The organism is Bacteroides salyersiae WAL 10018 = DSM 18765 = JCM 12988, assembly GCF_000381365.1.
Taxonomy (GTDB): domain Bacteria; phylum Bacteroidota; class Bacteroidia; order Bacteroidales; family Bacteroidaceae; genus Bacteroides; species Bacteroides salyersiae.
Genome location: NZ_KB905466.1, coordinates 2,172,929 through 2,194,386, shown reverse-complemented (window position 1 = coordinate 2,194,386; position 21,458 = coordinate 2,172,929). Strand labels below are relative to the sequence as shown.

The following is a 21,458-nucleotide window of genomic DNA, read 5'->3' as shown; positions in this document are numbered from 1 at the left end:
CCGGATCGACTTGTTTTGATCCGGCATTTTATTGTTATAGACAGGGTTTCCTCTTTATTTGTTTAGCTTCCATTCAAAGCCGTCTTTGGTATCTTTGATCTCGAATCCCAGTGCGGTCAGTTCGTTACGGATGAAGTCGGAAGTCGCCCAGTCTTTGTTTGCTTTCGCTTTCACACGTTGTTCAAGCAACATATCGACTACTTTTCCATAAGCCGCTTCACGGCCATCTGAAGAGCCTTTCTCTTCTTTCAAACCGAGAATTTCAAAACTGAACAGATGGAATGTCTCTTTTAAATCTTTCAAGTCTTCAGCGGAGATTGTATCGTTTCCGGCAATGATATTGTTAATCATTTTGGCGCCTTCGAACAGATTGGCTATAACGATGGGCGTATTCATGTCATCGTTCATGGCTTCATAGCACTTCGTACGGATTTCTTTTACGCTGACTGTAGAAGTGGCTGCCGGGGTGATTTTCTCCAAGTTATCTACGGCTTCCATCAGACGTTGCAGCCCTTTTTCAGATGCTTGCAGAGCTTCATTGCTGAAATCTACCGTGCTGCGATAATGTGCCTGCAGAATGAAAAAGCGAATAGTCATCGGGGTATATGCCTGCGTCAGTAACTTGTGGGTTCCGCTAAAGAATTCATCCAATGTGATGAAGTTGCCGAGCGATTTGCCCATCTTGGTACCGTTAATCGTAATCATGTTATTGTGCATCCAGTAATGCACCATGTCATCGCCTTGAGAGGCCACCGATTGAGCGATCTCGCATTCGTGATGCGGGAATATCAGGTCCATACCTCCTCCGTGAATATCGAAGTGTTCTCCTAAATATTTCCGTCCCATCGCTGTACATTCAGCGTGCCATCCGGGGAAACCATCTCCCCACGGTGAGGGCCAACGCATGATATGTTCCGGCTGTGCTTTCTTCCATAGGGCAAAGTCGGCAGGATTACGTTTCTCGTTCTGGCCGTCCAAGTCACGGGTGGTATTCAGCACGTCGTCCAGATTGCGGCCGGAGAGTTTGCCATAATGATAGTCCTTATTGTATTTGGCTACGTCGAAATAGACGGAACCTTCGCTTTCATAAGCATAACCGGCTTCCAGAATTTTACTTACCAGTTCGATTTGTTCGATGATGTGTCCGGATGCATGCGGCTCGATACTTGGTGGAAGTACATTTAATGCATCCATCGCTTTATGGTAACGGTTCAAGTAATACTGTACCACTTCCATTGGTTCCAGTTCTTCCAAGCGTGCCTTTTTGGCGATTTTGTCTTCACCGTCATCGGCATCGTGTTCCAGATGACCTACGTCGGTGATATTGCGCACGTAGCGCACTTTATATCCTGAATGGGTGAGATAACGGAAGAGTACATCGAATGTGATGGCCGGACGTGCATGCCCCAGATGGGCGTCACCATACACGGTAGGTCCGCAAACGTACATACCTACATGGGGTGCATGTAAAGGCACAAACAATTCCTTTTTCCTATCTAAAGTGTTGTAAATAGTCAGTTGATGTTCCATAACGTTTGATATTTATTCTGTTTGAAACCACAAAGTTAGAATAAATAATTGATATTTCTTATTTTGATGCTGAAAAGAATCTTTCTACAACAACGGCTACGCCGTCTTCATCGTTGGAGAGAGTGATATAATCGGCAGCTTTCTTTACCGGTTCTTGAGCATTGCCCATGGCTACTCCTAATCCGGCGAATTTAATCATGCTCAAGTCGTTATAACCGTCGCCGATAGCTACCATTTCTTCTTTTTTCATGTTCAGCTTCTCCAATAATACGGCAAGTGACCGGGCTTTATCGATACCCGGCGGCACTAATTCCAGGAAATAAGGTTCTGAACGGTAAACGCTGATTGTGCCTTGCATCAGAAGGGACAATTCTGATTCCACTGCTATCAGTTTATCCGGTTCTCCTACTATCAGGCATTTGGGCAAAGGCAGGCGGATGTCGGCTAGGAAATCGTTTGTTTCCCGGATTTGCATTTTGTTCAGAAAGGCTTCTTTCTTTACGTATTCATCTTCCGGATTCTCGGTGATGATGTATTCTTTGTCGTAAGTAAGGATGGCAAGGCCGTTCCGTTTGGCACATTCGTATAATTGAGGAATGGCGGTATCGGGCAATACGTTTGAATAGAGTATTTCGTGAGTTTTCCAATCGATGATTTCTCCGCCGTTATAGGAGAGGATGTATCCTTCGAACTGATTCATTTGTAATTGGTTTGCCAAGGGGACGATGCCATAAGTGGGCCTGCCGGAAGCCAATACCAGTCGTGTGCCTTGTTGTTGTGCCTGTATCAGTATCTCTCTGTTACGGGGTGTTATCTCTTTCTTTGTGTTGGTCAGAGTGCCGTCCAGATCGAGAACGAGGAGCTTGTAATTCATTTTTTGTTCAGTGTTTGATTTATGAGAGCGCAAAGATAATATTTTCTGTTTTTGGTAGGGTGTTTTCTTTCAATTAACAGCTACTTGCAAATAAAATGCCGGCTGCATATGAAAGGGATGCAGCCGGCATTCAGTAATAGAGAATAGTTTCCCGGCAAAGTATGTCGGGAAACCTTTTCTTACTTTATTTTACGAATTCTTTTACTGTATCAATGGTACCGTCGCTATAGATGGTACGGATGATGTTCAGACCTTTTTCTGTATTATTGATACGAATACCGTTTACATTGTAGTATTGACGTTCTACCACTTCTTTGTTTACGGTACTTTGATCGATGCCGGTAGCGTTACTTCCGTTGGATGCTTGTCCGAGTCCACCCATCTGGTTGGCTGCACGTACAGTGAATACATCTTCGTCGGTTGCATTTGCCGGAATCGTATAGGTAGTTTCGTTTGTGAAGTCTATTACTTTTCCGTTTTTGCAGATAGCGTAACAGAATACGTAGTCGCTGGCATTCCAAGTAAGAGTAGAACCGTTGACTGTCAGAATCGGAGCCGCAGCCTGTTCGGTCAATAAAGCCGGTTGCCAGGAATCGCTGCCACCCAATACGTTTTCAAGGGTAAAGCGGGCGGCTTCTTCTGCTGAAAGTACAGGGCTGTACGGGATGGTTCCACCGGTGTATTTCGTTTTACGGGCACTGCAATCTACTGCCATACCACTTTCTGTGTGGCTGTTGTATTCCGCAAATAATTTCGGAATAATCGTTTCGCTCATATCACTCCATCCTTCTGCTTTTGGAATAACCTTCATCGTCGTATTAATCCATACACTCATCGGAGCACCTTGCCAAGGGCGTCCTAATGCATATGTACCTTTGTTTGCATCGTATCCGTCGATGATACAATCATTGAATACATATCCCCAATCGGTATCACCGGCGGGTGCTGTAATACAGTTTCCAGAACGATTTTCCAGATAGAGTAACGTACGGTTGAAGAAGACATCGCCGCCACCGCAGATGAAGTCTACGGTACCATGAATTTCAGAGTCTTCGAAGTATGAACGCATACGGTTGTTGTTAGAATAGTAAGTATCCTGATAACTTAGCATACGCACGTTCTTGTATACGTTTTTGTTTCCTTTATCTTGCAGACATACTGCACGTCCGGTAGTTCCTATGTAGTCATAATCATTTTTCAAGGTGATATCCTGCATGTATATGTTTTCTCCTGTTGGCTGTAGGGTAGCGCTGATAGAGATTCCTTCTGCAGGGGCCTTGTTTACGATCATTGTGTTTTCCATGCTTTCACCAATCAGTGATATGTTCGATTTTACGTCCGTCAGGCATTTGCTTCCCAAGTCGTAAACCCCGTCATGCAGGAAAATGCGGAAACGTGCACCGGAAGTAGAAGCAGCGTTACCTTGTGCCAAGGCTTCAAGCAATTCGTCGGCATTGCTGACGATGGCATCATACATGCCCGGAGTCACTGCCGGAGGGGCAATGGTGGTAAACCGGATGGTGATATCCTCTTTTACCTCATTATCGAATAAATTGGATACACTATTGGCTGGCAATGTGAATGTATAAGTAGTGTTGTAGTCCAAGCCCATATAGGAGAAAGTGATTGTCTTGCCTGATACGGTCGGAGTCAGTGTTTTATTTCCCAAAGTCGCTACGGCGCCGTCTGCCATTTTTACTTTGCTGTCAAAGGTCAATACGATACGTCCTGTAGCCGAAATCTCTTCGGCGTTGTTTACCGGGATGCTGGATAACAATTTGGGTGGATCTGCCGGAGGAATCCCGTTTTCTGTTCCGGTGATGTAAATTGCACCGATAGCCGTACCGTCATTGTCGGATGCTGTACCTACAATATCAGAGCTGTAATCAGGAATCCAACGGAGATGCAGTGACTCTGCATTGTTACATTCTGCGGGTAACGTAGCTTCCAACGGTGTCCACGCTTTTGCACCTGTCAGGGTGATGCGGGCGGCTTCCTTATAATTGGTTCCATCCAAAGAATATTCTAATTTTTGCACGGAATATGCATTGTAATTATACAGCATTTTGGAAGTAACTTTGATGTCGATGAAATCGGCTGCATTTACTTTGGTCTCGTAGTAATATTTCTCAGAGATGTTTTTCCAGTTTACGGCAGCGGGTTCACCCTCGTAGCCTCCTGACTCTTTTGATTTATCCAGCCAGCTTTGAGTGGTTCCGTCTTCTTTGCGAAGAATCAGTGCGGTTGCTTCATTTTCACTTGTGGAGATGAAGTCTGCGGGACGGCTGTTGTTGCCTTTTAGGATGAAATCCCACCCTACGATATAGTCAGAAGCACTGTATACGGCAACGTACTCTTTATTATCGTCCATGGTTACGGATAGTTCATTGGTCGTTTCTCCGCTTTTCCAGTTAGTAAATTTCAGAATAGGATTTTCTGTTGCCGTAAGAGTGACAAGAGTTCCTCCTTCATACATTTTCTCGCCATTTACTAAGGTCGCATCGGGAGTAGCGGTTATCATATAACTGTTTGCTCCACCTTCTACGCTGGTTTTGAGTGAATAGGTCGCTATTTGTTCAAACACGGCCGTGATCACCATGCTTTCGTTTAATATTTGTTTGTAGCTTGCATCGGTGGAGAGCGTCTGATTGGCTGCATCCACCCATTTCACAAATTTATAGCCGAAATTCTTGTTAGCAGTCAGCGTCACTTCAGAACCCTCATCGTATTGGCTGCTGACAGGGGAAACGGATATACTTCCGGCTTCTGCGGGCGATACGTTTGTTGCCAATGTGACTTGCGGTACGGTGATTTCAACGTTGGAATAAATTTCAAGGTCGAGCATATAGGCATTTTGAGCAGGTGCCAGATTGGTCCAACGTAACTGTACATCGTTTTCATTAACGGCACATTCCACCCATGCTCCGCCTGCCGGATCGGCAACGGCATCGGATAATACTACCCAATCAGCATCTGTGGCATTTTTCTTTTCCAGTTTATAACCACGCTTGCTTCCCGTGGCAGCATGGCGGAAACGTACTCGGGTGATGTTACTCAGCTTTGAAGTAACGATCGTACCTGCCATATTTTTTTCTGCCATGGCATATCCCATTGCATCAGCAGGGAATTTACTATTGGTTCCATTAGGAGAAACGGTTACTCCATCAAATGTAAAAGTGAGAGTTTCATTACTGAAATTAGTGGTTTGATCAACAGTGGCCGGTGCGCTGCTGGAAGACAAACTTTGCCAGTCAGTGAAATCCGTCACATAAACGGGACGTTCTTGGATATTGCTTTCTACTTTGGGATAAACTACTGTGAAGTATCTGAAGTAAGAACCATCACCTATAACAATATCAATGTTTTCAGCATCGCCTCCATAAACATAGGTTGCTACGTTTCCGGATAGTTGATAGTTGGTATCGCCGGCAATAGTGGTAGTGGTCGTTGCGCTGTATGATTCCAAAGAAATTGTACAGTTTTTGGCAGCAGGAATAGTAAGGATAGTACCTGGATTCATTTGTGCCCAGTCTGTCCAACCGGCATTGGCTATTTTTCCGGAAGTAGTATCCAGATCTATTTTTACATCAATAACTTGGCCGTTAACGGTAGTTTGGGCTACATAGATACCGGTTACTTTTTCGTAGGCTAAAGTAGGGGCACCATTCTTACGTTGAAAATCCCAGCTAACCGTCACTTCGTCTTCCCGGTCATTTAGAGATACGGTGTTGTCAGTAAAAACGGCTGTTAAAGCTAAGTCTTCGGTAACTGTTATTTCTTCACCCGGTTGGTAGCTATTGTTACCATCGGTCCAAGCTGTCAATGTTTTACCTTCCACATATAAAGTTCTGTTCAAGGGAAGTGTGTAGGTAGCACCTGTCTGCACTTCAGTTTCTGAAGGAGCTGTGCCGGCATTGGTATATTCACCTAAAGAAAAGGTGATTTTGGAATTTGCAGGAACATCGTTGGCTGTTTCAATTGCTATATAGGGCACATAGTTGCCTCCTTTTATGGAAAGCGTAGTTGCTGCTCCATTGTAGTATGCTTCAGCACAAGTCTGATCATTGTGGTAGCATTTTCCATTATTGGTATTCATACTTGCCACGGTTGTTCCATCGGCATTTGTAATGGTCACATCACCACCCCAGGCACATGTTCCAATAGAGATTTTTACGGCTCCTTGTACTTTTACAATGGCTGTACCCGGATTGAGACCATGCTCGTCACTGTGGTATTTAAAATCTTTTAGTACGATATTGGCAGATGCATCGTCTGCTGATACGCGGGTTTGAGTACCGTCTTCTGCAATCGCTATGCCAAATGTGACTTGATTTTTGTTTGCAATTTCATCGGAAGTGAGGAAATTTCCCTTCATCAAATCAAGTTTGATGTCTGTAAACCCGGAGCTGTTCTCCGCCCTTGTTGACGCCTTGGCGGTTAAACTACCTATCAGGCATGCAACTGCAAGAATAGTGTAATATACATTTCTCATAATACAAGAATGATTAAAGTTAATATTATTCTGATGGGGCGAATATAATATAAACTCTAAATAAGGCGGTTACCTGTTTTTTGATTAAGTCAGATATTACACAAGATAAAACAGTTTGTCTATCTATCATACTAAAAAATACAAGGTTAGCTTATTCTAACAGACCGATCCACTCTTGGTCGGTCAATGTCGGAATCGATTCGCTATCGGTGATGAATGTTTCGGCCAACAACCGTTTGTCTTCTTGTAGCCGGATGATTTTTTCTTCAATACTGTCTTTCGTAATGAAACGATAGGCAATGACCTGCTTGTTTTGTCCGATGCGGTGTGCGCGGGCTATGGCCTGTGCTTCGGCGGCGGGATTCCACCATGGGTCTACGATGAATACATAATCTGCTTGTGTCAGGTTGAGACCTACCCCTCCGGCCTTGAGGGAGATGAGGAAAGCTTGTATTTCTTCTGTTTGTGAGAATCGGGCGATCTCTTCCGGACGGTTGGTGGAAGCACCGGTAAGTAGGGCATATTGCCAGCCGTATTTATGAAATTCCGCAGCTATCAGCTCCAGATGTTTGACGAAGGAGGAGAATATCAGAACTTTGTGTCCTTCGCTACGGAGGGTTCTGTAAGTGTCGATGATCTGTTCCAGTTTTCCCGAACTTCCTTCATAATCGGAGAATATCATTCGCGGATGACATGCTAATTGGCGCAATCGGGAAATGCCATTGAGTACCGTGAACTGCTGGTGTTGTTTTTTATTCGGACTGAGTTGCAACAGGGTATTGCGAAGACTGTTTTTCTCTTGCAGGTATATTTCATCTTGTGATTCCGGCATGTCACAGTAGATAATTTCTTCTGTAAGGGGTGGCAGTTCCGGTGCGACTTCACTTTTACTTCTACGCAGGATAAAGGGAGTGATAAGCTGGCGCAGGCGTAATTCCATACGGCTGTTCCCTTGCTTGATGGGATTAATGAATTGCTTGGTAAATGCACTTTCATTTCCCAAAAGATCCGGTTGCAGGAAGTGGAATTGTGCCCAAAGATCTTTCAGGGAATTTTCAATAGGAGTACCTGTCAGCACGAGACGATGGCGGCTGCGCAATTGGATGGCGGAACGGAAAGTTAGTGAATCACTATTCTTGATATTCTGGCTTTCGTCCAGTACGATGTACTCGAAACAGTATTGCCGGAGAACATCGAGTTTATTCCGCATGGTACCGTAAGAGATGAATATCAGATGAAAACGATTGAAAAATTGCTCCGGATGTCCTTCCTTGTAATGGCTATTACTATTGTATTCCGCCATAGACAGAGTGGTGAAGCGGGCTGCTTCTCGTTTCCAATTATGTAACAGTGAGGTGGGAACTACAATCAGTGTACTCGGTTTGCGAGTAGTTTCGGCGGTACGTTGGGAAACTTCACATTTATTCAATGTGTTTTCCTTCGTCAGATCTCCGAAAAGTTCAAATTGCCCCATTTCATCGATACGGACCGGCTCGCTTTTTAATATGGGATTCCGTTCGTATTCCACCGATATTCCACTCTTGTTTTTCGGGAGTTCGGTCTTTTCTCTTTCCGTGTCGCTATCATCATGATTGCGGCTGTAAATCTTTTGTAGTAAAGTGAGTGTCTGCAACGTTTTTCCCAATCCCATGTCATCGGCAAGACATCCTCCGAAACCTTGTTCGTAAAGATTCATCATCCAGGCGTAACCTTTTTGTTGGTACGGGCGTAATTGGGCCTTTATTTCTATAGGTACGGGATATTTTTGTTGAAATTGGGGAGGAATGAATTCCTTAGGATTATTATTTTCCATGATAGATTCTACGATGCCCATAAACGGGCGTTTTACGTAGATATTCTTTCCTCGTGTCATGCCTATTTCCATCAGATTGGCGTATTTACTGAACCATTCTTCAGGTAGTAGGATTATCCGTCCGTCGGGGAGGGTATATTCATGCTTTTCTTCCAAAATGTGTTTACGGAAGCGGCTGAAAGGTATTCGTAAATTACCAATGACCACCGTTATGTGTAGTTCGAACCAGTCCGGTCCGTCATCATAGCTTTGTTCGATGTGAATTTCCTCCAGGCAGTACGGTGTATCTTGTAAGTCGCTGGTCAATATAAACGAACTTTGTAGCATGGCCCGATGTACGGTGATCCATTCGGTTATGCTCTTCTCCGGTGCTTTCTCCGATAGTTTGAAGTGAGAATCATTAATACGTTCCAGTCCGGTGTTTTGGAGGATTTGTATGGCTTCTTCTTCCACATCAGTGTTACGTTGAAAATAGTATATGATGTTTTTACCCTCTATAACTTCCCGTGAGAAGAATTTCTTTATTTCTTCGGTGGGTTGAGGTGTGAACAGTTCAGTCCCATAGCGGAAATTCAATCTTAAAAGTGGAGTGGAATAGATTGTTTCCTCTACGTATAGCAGACAGTCACAAGGTCTCTCTTCCTTGCGGATATCCAATCCTTTCGCGCTGATAGTGTGATAACTGGCAATAGGAATGAGAATGTTGTCGATATATTTTTCGGTGAGTGAAGCGTCTACGCGAATCTTTGTTTTTTTTGTAAATGGGAGCAACCGTGTTGCCTCTATGTGCCGGAAAATGTATACTTCCATGCCCAATAACAAGATTGCCGGATTGGCGGTCAGGACAATTACCGGTTTTAGTTCCATAAGAGGAATGATTTTACCTTCATTATAACATTGCAGTTGATAGCTGAATGATTGCTCGTTCACTTCAAATGAGAAGTGAACTTCTGTGTCCTTGCTATGTACATGATAGGCGTGATGTGAGTAGAGTAATTTGCTGCCTGTTTGTTTCTGATATAAAAGCAGGGCATGAGTACGGATCAATTCCATCATTTCTATCAGTTTTTTCTCGATGAACAGGCGGATATTTTTCAACTTTGCCGGATCTTCGGATAGTTTACGGAGGAACTTGGGAATCGTCTTGTCTTTGGAATAGACCGTCATCAAATATTTCTCGGTGTAGTGTGACGCGATTTCAATGGCCTTTTGTTCTGTTTCGCTCAATTGTGCCACAGCTTTTGGAGAAAGATGGAAAGCTTGTTCCATCAGACAAAGTTCTTCCTTTGTAGTTCTTTCTGCGATATACGGTATGAGCAGCATGCCCAGTACCGGATGTTCAGAAAGGACGATGACAAGTTGGCTATGTGGCGTTGTTTCTTTCATTCTATTTAGTTTGAAAAGGTAAAGATACGGGATTTTGTTTAAATTTGCGGCATGATGGAGCAAAAGAAACGTGTATTGTTGGGAATGAGTGGCGGGACCGATAGTTCGGTTGCTGCCATGTTGTTGCAGGACGCCGGCTATGAGGTGGTAGGAGTGACTTTCCGTTTTTTTGAGCTGAATGATTCTACGGAGTATTTGGAAGATGCTCGTATATTGGCGTCACGGCTTGGTATCAGGCATATAACTTACGATGCCCGTAAGATATTTCATGAACGTATTGTCACTTATTTTATCGATGAATATTTAGCAGGTCATACTCCCGTGCCCTGCACGCTTTGCAATAATTATCTGAAATGGCCATTGTTGGCAATGTTGGCCGATGAAATGGGTATTTTTTATATTTCCACCGGCCATTATGTGCGCAAAATATGGATGGATGAGAAATATTATATCACACCTGCTGCCGATTCGGATAAAGATCAGTCTTTCTTTTTATGGGGGTTGAAACAGGATATTCTTCGGAGGATGTTGCTGCCAATGGGGGAAATGACGAAACCGCAAGCACGTGCTTTTGCTGCTGCGAGAGGGTTTGAAAAAGCCGCCACTAAAAAAGACAGTATCGGAGTCTGCTTTTGTCCGATGGATTACCGTAGCTTTTTGAAAAAGAATTTGCAGTCCGGCTTTACGACAACCGGCATTGAAAGAGGCAAATTTGTCGATGAAAAGGGGGATTTTATTGCCTGGCATGACGGATATCCGTTTTATACAATCGGACAGCGTAGAGGGTTGGGTATCGATTTAAACCGTGCTGTATTTGTGAAAGAAATATGGCCGGCGGAAAATAAAATCGTCTTATCCTCATTGCAGGCTCTTGAGAAGACGGAGATGTGGCTGAAAGATTGGAACATAATCGACGAGTCCCGTTTGTTCGGGCATGACGATATTATCGTAAAAATACGCTACCGGAAACAGGCAAACCATTGCGAGGTGCGGTTGACAACAGAGGGATTGCTACATCTCCGGCTTCTTGAACCTCTTACAGCTGTTGCGCCCGGGCAGGCTGCCGCCTTTTATAAAGATGGCTTGCTGTTGGGGGGAGGTATTATAACAATGTGACAATGCGCCAATATGCCAATGTACCAATTGGCTGCGCTGTCACGGCACATCAGTAATCGTAAGCAGCGTGCTTACCTTCACTGGGCATTATCCGTACGACCCGTATGCAGCGTTCGTAAGAGACTTTTGCACGGTGCATAAAAACGGGGGGACGAGCCTTCACCCTCAAATGCCGATGAACAAGCTGATTGCTCGAAAAGGTGAAAGCGGTGAATGGGGAGAATTTGATAGTGATATTCCACCGCTTTTGTGGTTGTAATATGTCAGTATGTGTCAACCACCCGTACTGTTATCATACTAAATGCTGAATACTAAATACTAAATACTGAATGCTGAATAGCAATTGGCACATTGACACATTGGCATATTGTCACATTATTCTTCATTTAATTCCAGCATTTCTTCGATATACTCTCTTGTATTACTTAGGCGGGGGATCTTGTGTTGTCCGCCCAATTTGCCCTTTTGGGCCAGCCAATCATGGAATAATCCTTTCCGGGCTACGATCACCTCAAGTGGTTGCAAGGCGATATCTTTCCAGCGTTTGGCTTCATAATCGGAGTTTACTTCCTTAAGAGTAGCGTCCAATATCGCAGCAAAATTCTCGATGGAATCAGGCATTTTCGCAAATTCTATCAGCCATTGATGGCGACATTTGGCATGTTCGTCCATGAATACCGGTGCTGCACTATAATCACTGACTTGTGCACCGGTTGCTGCACAGGCTTTAATCAGTCCCTTCTCTGCATTATCCACTATCAGTTCTTCGCCAAAGGCATTGATGAAGTGTTTGGTGCGTCCGGTGATAATGAACTTATACGGGTTTTTACTTGTGAATTTTACAGTATCGCCAATCATGTATCTCCATAACCCGCAGGAAGTAGAGATAATCATTGCATAATTCTTGTTCAATTCTACCTCTTCCAGACAGCAGGTATGGGGAAATTCTTTGCCAACTTCTTCCAATGGCATGAATTCGTAGAATATTCCGTAATCGATCATCAACAGCATGGCCGGGTCTGAAAGATCGTTCTGCGTTCCGAAATAACCCTCAGAAGCATTGTAGGTTTCCACATAATGCATTCCGGGCGATTGGATCACCTGTTTGTATTGTTCACGATAAGGATTGAAAGCCACCCCTCCGTGGAAAAATACTTCAAGGTTAGGCCATACCTCCTCTAATGTTTGTTTGCCTGTTTTTTCGAGAATACGTTTAATGAGTACCAACATCCATGAAGGTACGCCCGACAAATTGGTAACATTGACCGGAATCGTGCTGTTGGCAATTGCTTCTATCTTGGTTTCCCATTCGCTCATCAGAGCTATTTTCTTGCTGGGAACGCGTATCAGATTAATAAGGGGACTTACGTTTTGTATAAGAATGGCAGATAAATCGCCTACAAGGCTGTGATTGGAATTTAAGTTCGGACTATGACTGCCACCTAAAATCAATCCTTTGCCGGAGAAGAAATGGCTGTCCGGATTTATCCGGAAATAGAGAGCCGCCGCATCTTTTCCTCCGCGGTAGTGAATATCTTGCAGGGCTTCTTTGCTTACGGGAAGGAATTTACTCTTATCGTTGGTGGTTCCCGAAGACTTGGCAAACCAACGAATCTCCGAGGGCCAGAGTAGATTCTGTTCTCCTGCCCGAAGACGTTCTACGTAAGGTTTTATCTCATCATAGGTTTGTACAGGGATACGGCTTTTAAACTCCTCGTAATTTCGTATCGATTTATAATCATACTTCTTTCCCCATTCGGTATTGGCAGCCTGGTTAACGAGCCGTGTCATGACACGATGCTGTATTTCTCCGGCCTGGCTCACATAGAGGTCTATTTCTTTTAAACGGGAATTGAACGCTTGTCTTATAATCTTTGTGATATTCATTTCTCTTACTGGGATAATGTTTAATCGTGCAAAAGTAACCTTATTTATCTTTTTTTTCTATCTTTACCACGGAAATAATAGTTAAAAGTTAAAGAAGAGTAGAGTAGTTCCGAACTTTAGAACAATAAACGGCGATGAGAATTGGAATTTTAACTTCGGGGGGCGATTGTCCCGGCATCAATGCTACCATTCGTGGCGTGTGTAAAACTGCCATAAATTATTATGGTATGGAAGTCGTCGGTATCCATAGTGGTTTTCAAGGTCTGTTAACCAAGGATGTAGAGCTGATAACGGATAAGTCATTGTCCGGTTTGCTTAATTTGGGTGGCACTATTTTGGGTACCTCGCGTGAGAAACCTTTTAAAAAAGGAGGGGTAGTTGCCGAGGATGTGAATAAGCCTGCCTTGATAGAGCATAATATCAAGGAAATGGGGCTCGACTGCGTCGTTTGCATCGGTGGTAATGGAACACAGAAAACAGCAGCCAAGCTTGCCGCTATGGGGCTTAATATTGTTTCTGTCCCTAAAACGATTGATAATGATATCTGGGGGACGGATATCTCTTTCGGATTCGACTCTGCCGTGAGTATTGCTACGGATGCCATCGACCGCCTACACTCCACTGCCAGTTCTCACAAACGTGTGATGGTCATTGAAGTCATGGGACATAAAGCCGGTTGGATTGCTCTGTATTCGGGCATGGCTGGTGGAGGGGATGTAATTCTTCTTCCGGAAATTCCTTATGATATAAAGAATATCGGTGAGGTGATCCTGAACCGTTTGAGGAAGGGAAAACCGTATTCCATCGTGGTTGTAGCAGAAGGTATTCAGACGGACGGGCGGAAACGTGCTGCCGAGTATATCGCTCAGGAGATAGAATACGAAACCGGTATTGAAACCCGTGAGACTGTTCTCGGATATATTCAACGGGGAGGTTCACCTACACCGTTTGACCGTAATTTGTCCACACGGATGGGAGGGCATGCTACCGAACTGATTGCTGATGGGCAATTCGGCCGTATGATTGCTTTGAAAGGGGACGAAATATCTTCTCTTCCTTTGAATGAAGTGGCCGGTAAGTTAAAGCTGGTCACTGAAGACCATGATCTGGTGGTGCAAGGACGTCGTATGGGGATTTGCTTCGGATAAACTTAGTTTTCGTCGAATGTCGTTTCGGACAATTTGTGTTCTTCGGCAGGCTCCTCTTGCATGAGTTTTTCGGGGATCACTGTTTCTTCCGTTTGTTCGCATACGGCTTCTGTTATCTCTTCCTTTTGAGAATGTAGCATTTTGGCTTCGTTTATGCTTGCCATAAAATCCGGTGTCTTAATTTTCTTAAGTGCCATTTGAGCTGCGTTTTGTTGTGATTCTTTTTTAGAATACCCTGTGCCTGTACCTGCAGGAAGTCCTTCAATGCGTACTTCTGTTTGGAATACCGGATTGCTTTCTTTATCGAAAAATTGTTCGATGAGTTCAAAAGATACCTCTACTTTATTCTTTTGGCTCCATTCGATCAGTTTGGATTTGAAGTTCACTTCCTTCTTGGATAATTTATCCAGGTCGATATAGGGACGGATAATTCTCTCTTCAAGAAAGCGTTTGCAACGTTCATATCCTTGGTCAAGGTAAATGGCACCGATGAATGCCTCAAACGCATTGCCGTACATGTAACTGTTGTGAGATGAAGACCGGGTAGAGTACTTGATGAGTTTGTCGAGCCCGATTTGTACGGCCAACTTATTCAATGTTTCACGCTGAACGATCTTAGACCGGGTATTGGTTAAGAACCCTTCCCGCTTCCCTTCGAAGTGTTTATAAACGATATCTCCTACAATGGCATCAAGGATGGCATCGCCCAAGAATTCGAGACGTTCATTGTTTAGAGGGCGTCCTTTTTCCGAACGGATGGAAGTAGACTTGTGCAGGAGTGCCTGTTCGTAAAGATGGATATTGCGAGGATAGAATCCAAGTATCCTATAAAAACAAAGATAAGACTCTCTGTCCTTACAGAACAGGAGCCTTATCTTGTCTATTTGGTTTCGTAACACGATATTACTCTGCGTATTTCTTAAAGATTACACAAGCATTGTGACCGCCAAATCCGAATGTATTGGACAGGGCAACATTAACTTCACGTTTCTGTGCTTTGTTGAAAGTGAAATTAAGGTTATAGTCAATGTTTTCGTCATTGTCGCCTTCTTCGTGATTGATAGTCGGAGGTACGATGCCATTTTTGATAGCCAGGATGCTGGCAATAGATTCTACCGCACCGGCAGCACCCAATAAGTGACCTGTCATTGATTTTGTCGAACTGATGTTCAATTCAAAGGCATGATCACCGAAAACTTCTTTAATAGCTTTTGCTTCCGAGATATCACCTACGGGAGTAGATGTTCCGTGTACGTTGATATAATCAACTGCTTTCGGGTCCATTTCGGCATCTTCCAATGCATTCAGCATCACTAACTTGGCTCCCAATCCTTCGGGATGTGAGGCTGTGAGGTGATGCGCATCTGCTGACATACCTACACCGGCTACTTCTGCATAAATTTTTGCACCGCGTGCTTTTGCATGCTCCAATTCTTCAAGAATCAGACAACCGCCGCCTTCACCCATGACGAATCCGTCACGGCTTGCGCTGAACGGGCGTGATGCAGTTTCCGGAGAATCATTGCGGGTTGATAAAGCGTGCATTGCATTGAAACCTCCTACACCGGCGGCAGCAATTGCTGCTTCCGAACCACCGGATACGATTACATTCGCTTTACCCAGACGGATAAGATTGAATGCGTCAGCGATGGCATTGGTGGAAGTGGCACATGCGGAACAGGTTGCATAATTAGGACCATGGAAACCGTACATGATGGAAATCTGTCCGGCCGCAATATCCGAGATCATTTTGGGAATGAAGAACGGATTGAATTTCGGACCGTTTTCCTGATGAAGAGCGTAGTTGCCTACTTCTTCTTCGAACGTACGAATACCACCGATACCTGCACCGAAAATAACACCGATTCTGTTCAAATCTTCATTTTCGATATCAAGACCAGAATCTGATACTGCTTCTTGGGCTACGGCAACAGCTAATTGTGTGTACCGGTCCATTTTGCGTGCTTCTTTACGGTCGATATATTTGGTTGCATCGAAGTTCTTTACCTCACATGCAAATTGGGTCTTGAATAGCGAAGCGTCGAAATGAGTAATAGGCCCTGCTCCACTAACCCCGTTCACAAGATTTTCCCAAAATTCGGGTACACTATTGCCAACGGGAGTAATGGCGCCCAGACCTGTTACTACAACTCTTTTTAATTCCATATTGATGAAATCCGATTTACTTAGCGTGTTCTTCGATGTAAGATACAGCGTCACCTACAGTACCAATCTTTTCAGCTTGGTCATCAGGAATAGAGATACCGAATTCTTTTTCGAATTCCATGATAAGTTCTACAGTGTCAAGAGAATCAGCTCCCAGGTCATTAGTGAAGCTTGCTTCAGTTGTAACTTCTGATTCTTCAACGCCTAATTTATCAACGATAATCGCTTTCACTCTTGATGCAATTTCAGACATAACTTTAAGTTTTTAATTAATAAATAGTTTTATTTCTTTAATTTTGCGGTGCAAAGGAATAAATATTTATCGTTCTGCGCAAATATTTGATTAAATAAATGCAATCTTTTGCACATTTTTCACTGTTTTGTGCATAGAATAAGCTGATTATGAAGAAAAACATCGCAATTTTTGCTTCCGGTTCCGGCACGAATGCCGAAAATATTATCCGGTATTTCCAAGAGAATGATTTGATTAGGGTGGCGTTGGTGCTTTCTAACAGAAGCGATGCGTATGTTTTAGAGCGTGCACATCGGTTACAGGTGCCCTCAGAGGTGTTTCTGAAGGAAGATTGGGTCTCCGGTGAGCAGATTCTTGCTTTGTTGCATGAATATCATATTGATTTTATTGTTCTGGCCGGTTTCTTGGTACGTGTTCCGGAGAGACTTTTGCATGCTTATCCCGATAAAATTATAAATATACATCCTGCTCTGCTTCCGAAATTTGGTGGAAGGGGGATGTACGGCGATCATGTACATGAGGCGGTGGTTGCTGCCGGAGAGACAGAAAGCGGAATTACTATACATTATATTAATGAACATTATGATGAAGGTGATACTATCTTTCAGGCGAAGTGTCCGGTACTGCCGGATGACTCTGCAATTGATGTGGCACAGAAGGTACACTCTTTGGAGTATAAACATTATCCTTTAATAATAGAGAGGACAATACTTGGGAAATAACAACATGTAGTGTACTGAATAAGTTGACACTTTCTAAATCAAAAAAAGTATGTCAACCAAAAGAAAACCTCACAGAAAGTTTACAGAATTGGAAAGTAAGTCTTATATTCGCGAGTATCTTTCCAGCTCCGACCGTCGGAAAACATTTGAACGACGTAATGGATTAAGTTTAGGTACATTGTCCCGCTGGATGAAAATGTACGAGATAGAAGATCCTAAGATGCAAAAATCCATCATTGATCCACAGCTGATAGACGAAGACTCAGCGTCCCTTATCGCTCAGCTTCGTGCTGAAAATGAAGCGTTACACAAGTCTAACCGTCAACTTCAACGGGATTTGGATACGACAAAGATGCTTCATGAAGCCTGCGAGGTGCTAATTGATCTGACAGAGCAGACCTATCATATCCCCGTGCGAAAAAACTCAGATGCCAAGTAATCGACACCTTGTCACAGAGAGGCTCGGTCAACCGTAAATGCGGTGGTCTGAACAGACTCTGTGGTTACTTCGGCATAACCAGACAAGGTTACTATAAACATGTGGACAGACAGTGTGAAGTTAATGTTTTGAAGACAAGTATTGTTCTGTATTGCAAAGAATTAAGAACTTTAATGCCCCAATCGGGTATGCGTGAGCTATATGTATGCTGTGTTCGTTACTTTAAGGAGAAAATGGTGATAGGTCGTGACCAGTGCTATGAGATATTCCGCTCTAATGGTCTGGTCCAGAGGAAGAAGCGTGTACGTCCCAAAACAACGAACTCCAATCATAATTATTATATATATCCTGATTTGCTGAACACGACACCTAAGTTCGTAGCAAGCACAAGCGGAAGTATGGTTGTGGCAGATATTACCTATGTCTCCACCAGGGATGGCTGGGCATACCTGTCCTTGCTTACTGATAGCCACAGTCGTGCAATAGTAGGCTATTCGTTCTGTCCTTCATTGACAACGGAAGGCCCGATGAAAGCTTTGGAGTCAGCTTTTCTGTTTTACAGAGAGAACGGGATAGACATCAGCGGGTTGATACATCATTCAGACCGTGGGGTTCAATACTGCTCAAACCAATACGTTGACACGTTAAAAGCACAACATATAAGCATAAGCATGACACAGTGTGGTGATCCTCTGCATAATGCATTGGCCGAGCGGATGAACAATACTATTAAGAACGGATGGCTCTTTGACTGCGGGAAGGAGACTTTTAACCAGGTGGAAGAACGTATTAAACAGGCTGTGTACACATATAATAATATTCGGCCACACCAAGCTTTGAAAATGCGCACACCAATGGAAATTATAAAGGAGGAGAAGGTATGAAAGTGCCCCGACTCAGATTGTGCTCGTCGGGACGGGTGGTCCCGCCCCTTGCCGCACGGCGATCCCCGACCAAGGATATTTCTTGGCAAACGAGATAATAACAAAAATCAGTTCAACAACATTTGGAATAAATAGAATAATTAGCATTATATTTGGAAATCCAAATAGGACAACTACAGTAGGTCTAACAAACAGAAATGTAAACCTATTCAGGTATTGAAAATTGTTGAGTGAACGAATACAGTAATAACAATCGAAGTTGTCAACTAAATCCAGTACACATCAACATCCCCATGTTCTGAGTAATAACATCCCCATGTTCCTATAAAAAACATCCGGATGTTGTGCATGACAACATCCGGGTGTTTTAATAATATGAATTTATGGCTGATATAAGAAGAAGCCTGATAATCTCAAGTGCACATGCTTACATGATTGACTATTAATGATCTACATCTTCTTCCTCTGAACTGTTGCGACTCTTCTTGTTTTTTTATTTCTTAAAACGGAAGGTAACCAGTAATCCTTTATGGTCGGTTGGCCATACGTTTTTGGGAGTGAGGAATTGATCTTTTGACGTTTCTTCTACTCTTTGGCTCCGTACGATAGAACCTTTAGGGCCGAATATAACCGCCTTTTCTGCTTGAAGGCCTTTCCCTTGATAAAAGATGAAATCAATCCGGTCCCGTTCGTCGGCTTTGGGAGCCCATGTGAGTTTTTCGGGAGTTTTTAAAGGGTTGTCCGATGGATAAGTAAATCCGGGATGGGTGAGTGGGTTAGGATAAATTTCGCGATAGCTGTCAATGAATCCTGCATCTTCGAGCAGAGTGGTTACTGTCCAGGGGATTACCATGCCATTATGGTCGTACAGATTTTTGTTTGCTTCCACCCAGTCACGATGGGAAGGTTCGTTGAAGTCACCACCCAAAATGATGCTGTATCCTTCTGCTATATCTTTACGTGCCTGTTCAATAAATAAGCGAATCGCATCATCACGTTGTGAATCAGTATTGACCTTTAGAACTTCTTCTACTGTTCGTGGTCTGGCTATTTCTTTCCAAGTAGAACCGTCGTATCCGCGTACATTATAATATGCGCAATCCAAATAATCCAGATGAGCCGTATAAATGGCCACTTTATGTCCGTTTACGGTAGATAACAATCTGTAAATGCTGCCATGATCCTCCTTCTCGGGAAATACAGTCAGGGAATCCGTAATGGGATGTTTGCTCAATAAGCCACTGTCGTAGCTGTAAAAAGAGTAATAAGTCATGCCTTTTTCACGCAATGAAGACAGGACTCGGGCACTGAAGTTGCTATTCTTATAATTTCTGACTTCACTGAATGTGACGAAATCCGGTTTCAGACGAACGATTTCATTAATGATTGCTTCATAGCCACCTGGCACAGATGTTCCTTCCTGCCAGATATTCCATTGCAAAACAGTAAATTCCCCCGCCTTTTTGCTACTTACCGGGAGAGTACACAAAAGAAGAAAAGTAAATAAAAGAATTTTTTTCATGATTTCTGAAATTTAAATAGGTTATGGTTGGTTTTAATATAGTAGTTCAAAAAATACGGCAAATATGGACGTTTTAGCTTATGCTTATATGATAGGCCTCTTTTTCCCTTCTTAGGGGATAGTCTCCCCGGAGCTGTTCGAATTGTTCGGGATGGGCTTTCAGCCTGTTGCTGTCTTGTTGCGGATCATATATTTTCAACCATGCTTCGTCCGTGGTTGCCGCTTGTATCGCGAGGTTTTCCGGTTGTATGGGAGTAATGTTATATGTTGTTTTTATTCCGAAATACCGGCAAAGAGAGTCCAATGACATGCGGGTCGCATTGGCTTTTCCGTCTGCCGAATAACCGGCAATATGGGGAGTGCCTATCATTACCTTATTTAATAGTTCGAGGTTTATATTCGGTTCGTTTTCCCAGACATCGATAATGGCTTCGGAAATATAACCATTCTGCAGGGCATTTAACAGTGCTTGGGTTTCTATCACTTCTCCGCGAGAGGTGTTGATGATAACCGGTTTACGCTTTAATGACCGGAAAAAAACTTCATCGGCCAGATGGAAAGTCTTGTATTTCCCGTCTTTATATAAAGGGACGTGAAAAGTTATCACATCGCATTCCCGGGCAATTTGCTCCAGTGAACAGAAGTTCGTGTTCCCTTCCTTTTCTTCTCTGGGAAGATCGTTTAGCAACACTCGCATACCTTGTTTTTGAGCAACGTCGATGATTTTGCCTCCTACATTTCCTACTCCCACGATGCCTATACACATTTTGTGAAGTTCTTTTCCTTTTACGAGTTTGAGAAGGGCAAGTGCAGACTCTATGTATTGTGCTACGGAGGCAGAGTTACATCCCGGAGCATTGGTCCATGTGATGCCGGCTTTCCGGCAGTATTCCGTATCGATGTGATCGAAGCCGATGGTAGCAGTTGCAATAAACTTCACTTGGCTGCCTTCCAATAACTCGCGGTTGCAATGTGTCCGTGTACGGATAATTAATGCATCCGCATCGCGGACCAGTTCCGGAGTGAAGTCTTTTCCGGGAACATATACCACTTCATCGGCGATTCTCTCAATGGCTTTTTGTATGTAGGGTATTTTGTTGTCTACAATAATTTTCATATACATTTTTCTTTAGAGACAAGCAAAGATAGAATAAAAAAGTAAGAAAGGGTTGCTTGTGTGAGAAATATTCTTTAGCTTTGTCTTATTGTACATATATATAAGCAAG

Annotated in this window: 15 protein-coding genes; 5 read left to right on the top strand and 10 right to left on the bottom strand. The window is 43.4% G+C overall.

What is annotated here, in order from left to right; translation table 11 throughout:
- Nucleotides 1-54: 54 nt before the first annotated feature.
- From cysS to HMPREF1532_RS08225, 4 genes are all read right to left on the bottom strand, one after another.
- On the bottom strand, nt 55-1,530 hold the full coding sequence (gene cysS, locus HMPREF1532_RS08240) for a cysteine--tRNA ligase (RefSeq protein WP_005927558.1): 1,476 nt from the start codon (nt 1,528-1,530) through the stop codon (nt 55-57).
- 58 nt (nt 1,531-1,588) lie between these two features.
- Nucleotides 1,589-2,404, bottom strand: a complete 816-nt coding sequence (locus tag HMPREF1532_RS08235; protein ID WP_005927555.1) for a Cof-type HAD-IIB family hydrolase — start codon at nt 2,402-2,404, stop codon at nt 1,589-1,591.
- A gap of 184 nt (nt 2,405-2,588) precedes the next feature.
- Nucleotides 2,589-6,896, bottom strand: a complete 4,308-nt coding sequence (locus HMPREF1532_RS08230) for a pectinesterase family protein (RefSeq protein WP_005927552.1) — start codon at nt 6,894-6,896, stop codon at nt 2,589-2,591.
- Between the two features lie 151 nt (nt 6,897-7,047).
- Complete coding sequence (locus HMPREF1532_RS08225; RefSeq protein WP_005927549.1) at nt 7,048-10,095, bottom strand: DEAD/DEAH box helicase; 3,048 nt, start codon at nt 10,093-10,095, stop codon at nt 7,048-7,050.
- 54 nt (nt 10,096-10,149) lie between these two features.
- Here HMPREF1532_RS08225 and mnmA point away from each other — a divergent pair, with 54 nt between their 5' ends.
- On the top strand, nt 10,150-11,211 hold the full coding sequence (mnmA, locus tag HMPREF1532_RS08220) for a tRNA 2-thiouridine(34) synthase MnmA (RefSeq protein WP_005927546.1): 1,062 nt from the start codon (nt 10,150-10,152) through the stop codon (nt 11,209-11,211).
- Nucleotides 11,212-11,586: 375 nt separating this feature from the next.
- Here mnmA and HMPREF1532_RS08215 read toward each other — a convergent pair whose 3' ends face one another.
- The gene (locus tag HMPREF1532_RS08215; protein WP_005927544.1) at nt 11,587-13,098 is read right to left on the bottom strand and encodes a GH3 auxin-responsive promoter family protein; all 1,512 of its coding nucleotides are present in this window, start codon (nt 13,096-13,098) and stop codon (nt 11,587-11,589) included.
- A gap of 134 nt (nt 13,099-13,232) precedes the next feature.
- Here HMPREF1532_RS08215 and HMPREF1532_RS08210 point away from each other — a divergent pair, with 134 nt between their 5' ends.
- Nucleotides 13,233-14,246 (top strand): ATP-dependent 6-phosphofructokinase, encoded by a 1,014-nt coding sequence (locus HMPREF1532_RS08210; RefSeq protein WP_005927541.1) that lies wholly within the window; start codon nt 13,233-13,235, stop codon nt 14,244-14,246.
- A gap of 2 nt (nt 14,247-14,248) precedes the next feature.
- Here HMPREF1532_RS08210 and rnc read toward each other — a convergent pair whose 3' ends face one another.
- The 3 genes from rnc to HMPREF1532_RS08195 are packed head-to-tail and all read right to left on the bottom strand — an operon-like array spanning nt 14,249 to nt 16,665.
- Nucleotides 14,249-15,145, bottom strand: coding sequence for a ribonuclease III (gene rnc / locus HMPREF1532_RS08205; RefSeq protein WP_005927539.1), 897 nt, complete (start codon nt 15,143-15,145; stop codon nt 14,249-14,251).
- A 4-nt stretch (nt 15,146-15,149) separates the two neighbouring features.
- Nucleotides 15,150-16,412, bottom strand: coding sequence for a beta-ketoacyl-ACP synthase II (gene fabF, locus HMPREF1532_RS08200; RefSeq protein ID WP_005927537.1), 1,263 nt, complete (start codon nt 16,410-16,412; stop codon nt 15,150-15,152).
- Between the two features lie 16 nt (nt 16,413-16,428).
- Entirely contained in the window at nt 16,429-16,665 is a 237-nt protein-coding gene (locus HMPREF1532_RS08195) for an acyl carrier protein (RefSeq protein ID WP_002558672.1), read from the bottom strand.
- 149 nt (nt 16,666-16,814) lie between these two features.
- Between HMPREF1532_RS08195 and purN the strand changes: the two genes are divergently transcribed.
- Genes purN through HMPREF1532_RS08180 form a run of 3 tightly spaced genes read left to right on the top strand, consistent with a single transcriptional unit; the run spans nt 16,815 to nt 18,710 of the window.
- On the top strand, nt 16,815-17,387 hold the full coding sequence (gene purN, locus HMPREF1532_RS08190) for a phosphoribosylglycinamide formyltransferase (RefSeq protein WP_005927534.1): 573 nt from the start codon (nt 16,815-16,817) through the stop codon (nt 17,385-17,387).
- 49 nt (nt 17,388-17,436) lie between these two features.
- Entirely contained in the window at nt 17,437-17,826 is a 390-nt protein-coding gene (locus tag HMPREF1532_RS08185; protein WP_005927532.1) for a hypothetical protein, read from the top strand.
- Nucleotides 17,827-17,834: 8 nt separating this feature from the next.
- Nucleotides 17,835-18,710, top strand: coding sequence for an IS3 family transposase (locus HMPREF1532_RS08180; RefSeq protein ID WP_129649191.1), 876 nt, complete (start codon nt 17,835-17,837; stop codon nt 18,708-18,710).
- 493 nt (nt 18,711-19,203) lie between these two features.
- Here HMPREF1532_RS08180 and HMPREF1532_RS08175 read toward each other — a convergent pair whose 3' ends face one another.
- Entirely contained in the window at nt 19,204-20,232 is a 1,029-nt protein-coding gene (locus tag HMPREF1532_RS08175; protein WP_005927527.1) for an endonuclease/exonuclease/phosphatase family protein, read from the bottom strand.
- Nucleotides 20,233-20,305: 73 nt separating this feature from the next.
- On the bottom strand, nt 20,306-21,349 hold the full coding sequence (gene pdxB, locus HMPREF1532_RS08170; protein ID WP_005927525.1) for a 4-phosphoerythronate dehydrogenase PdxB: 1,044 nt from the start codon (nt 21,347-21,349) through the stop codon (nt 20,306-20,308).
- Between the last annotated feature and the right edge of the window lie 109 nt (nt 21,350-21,458).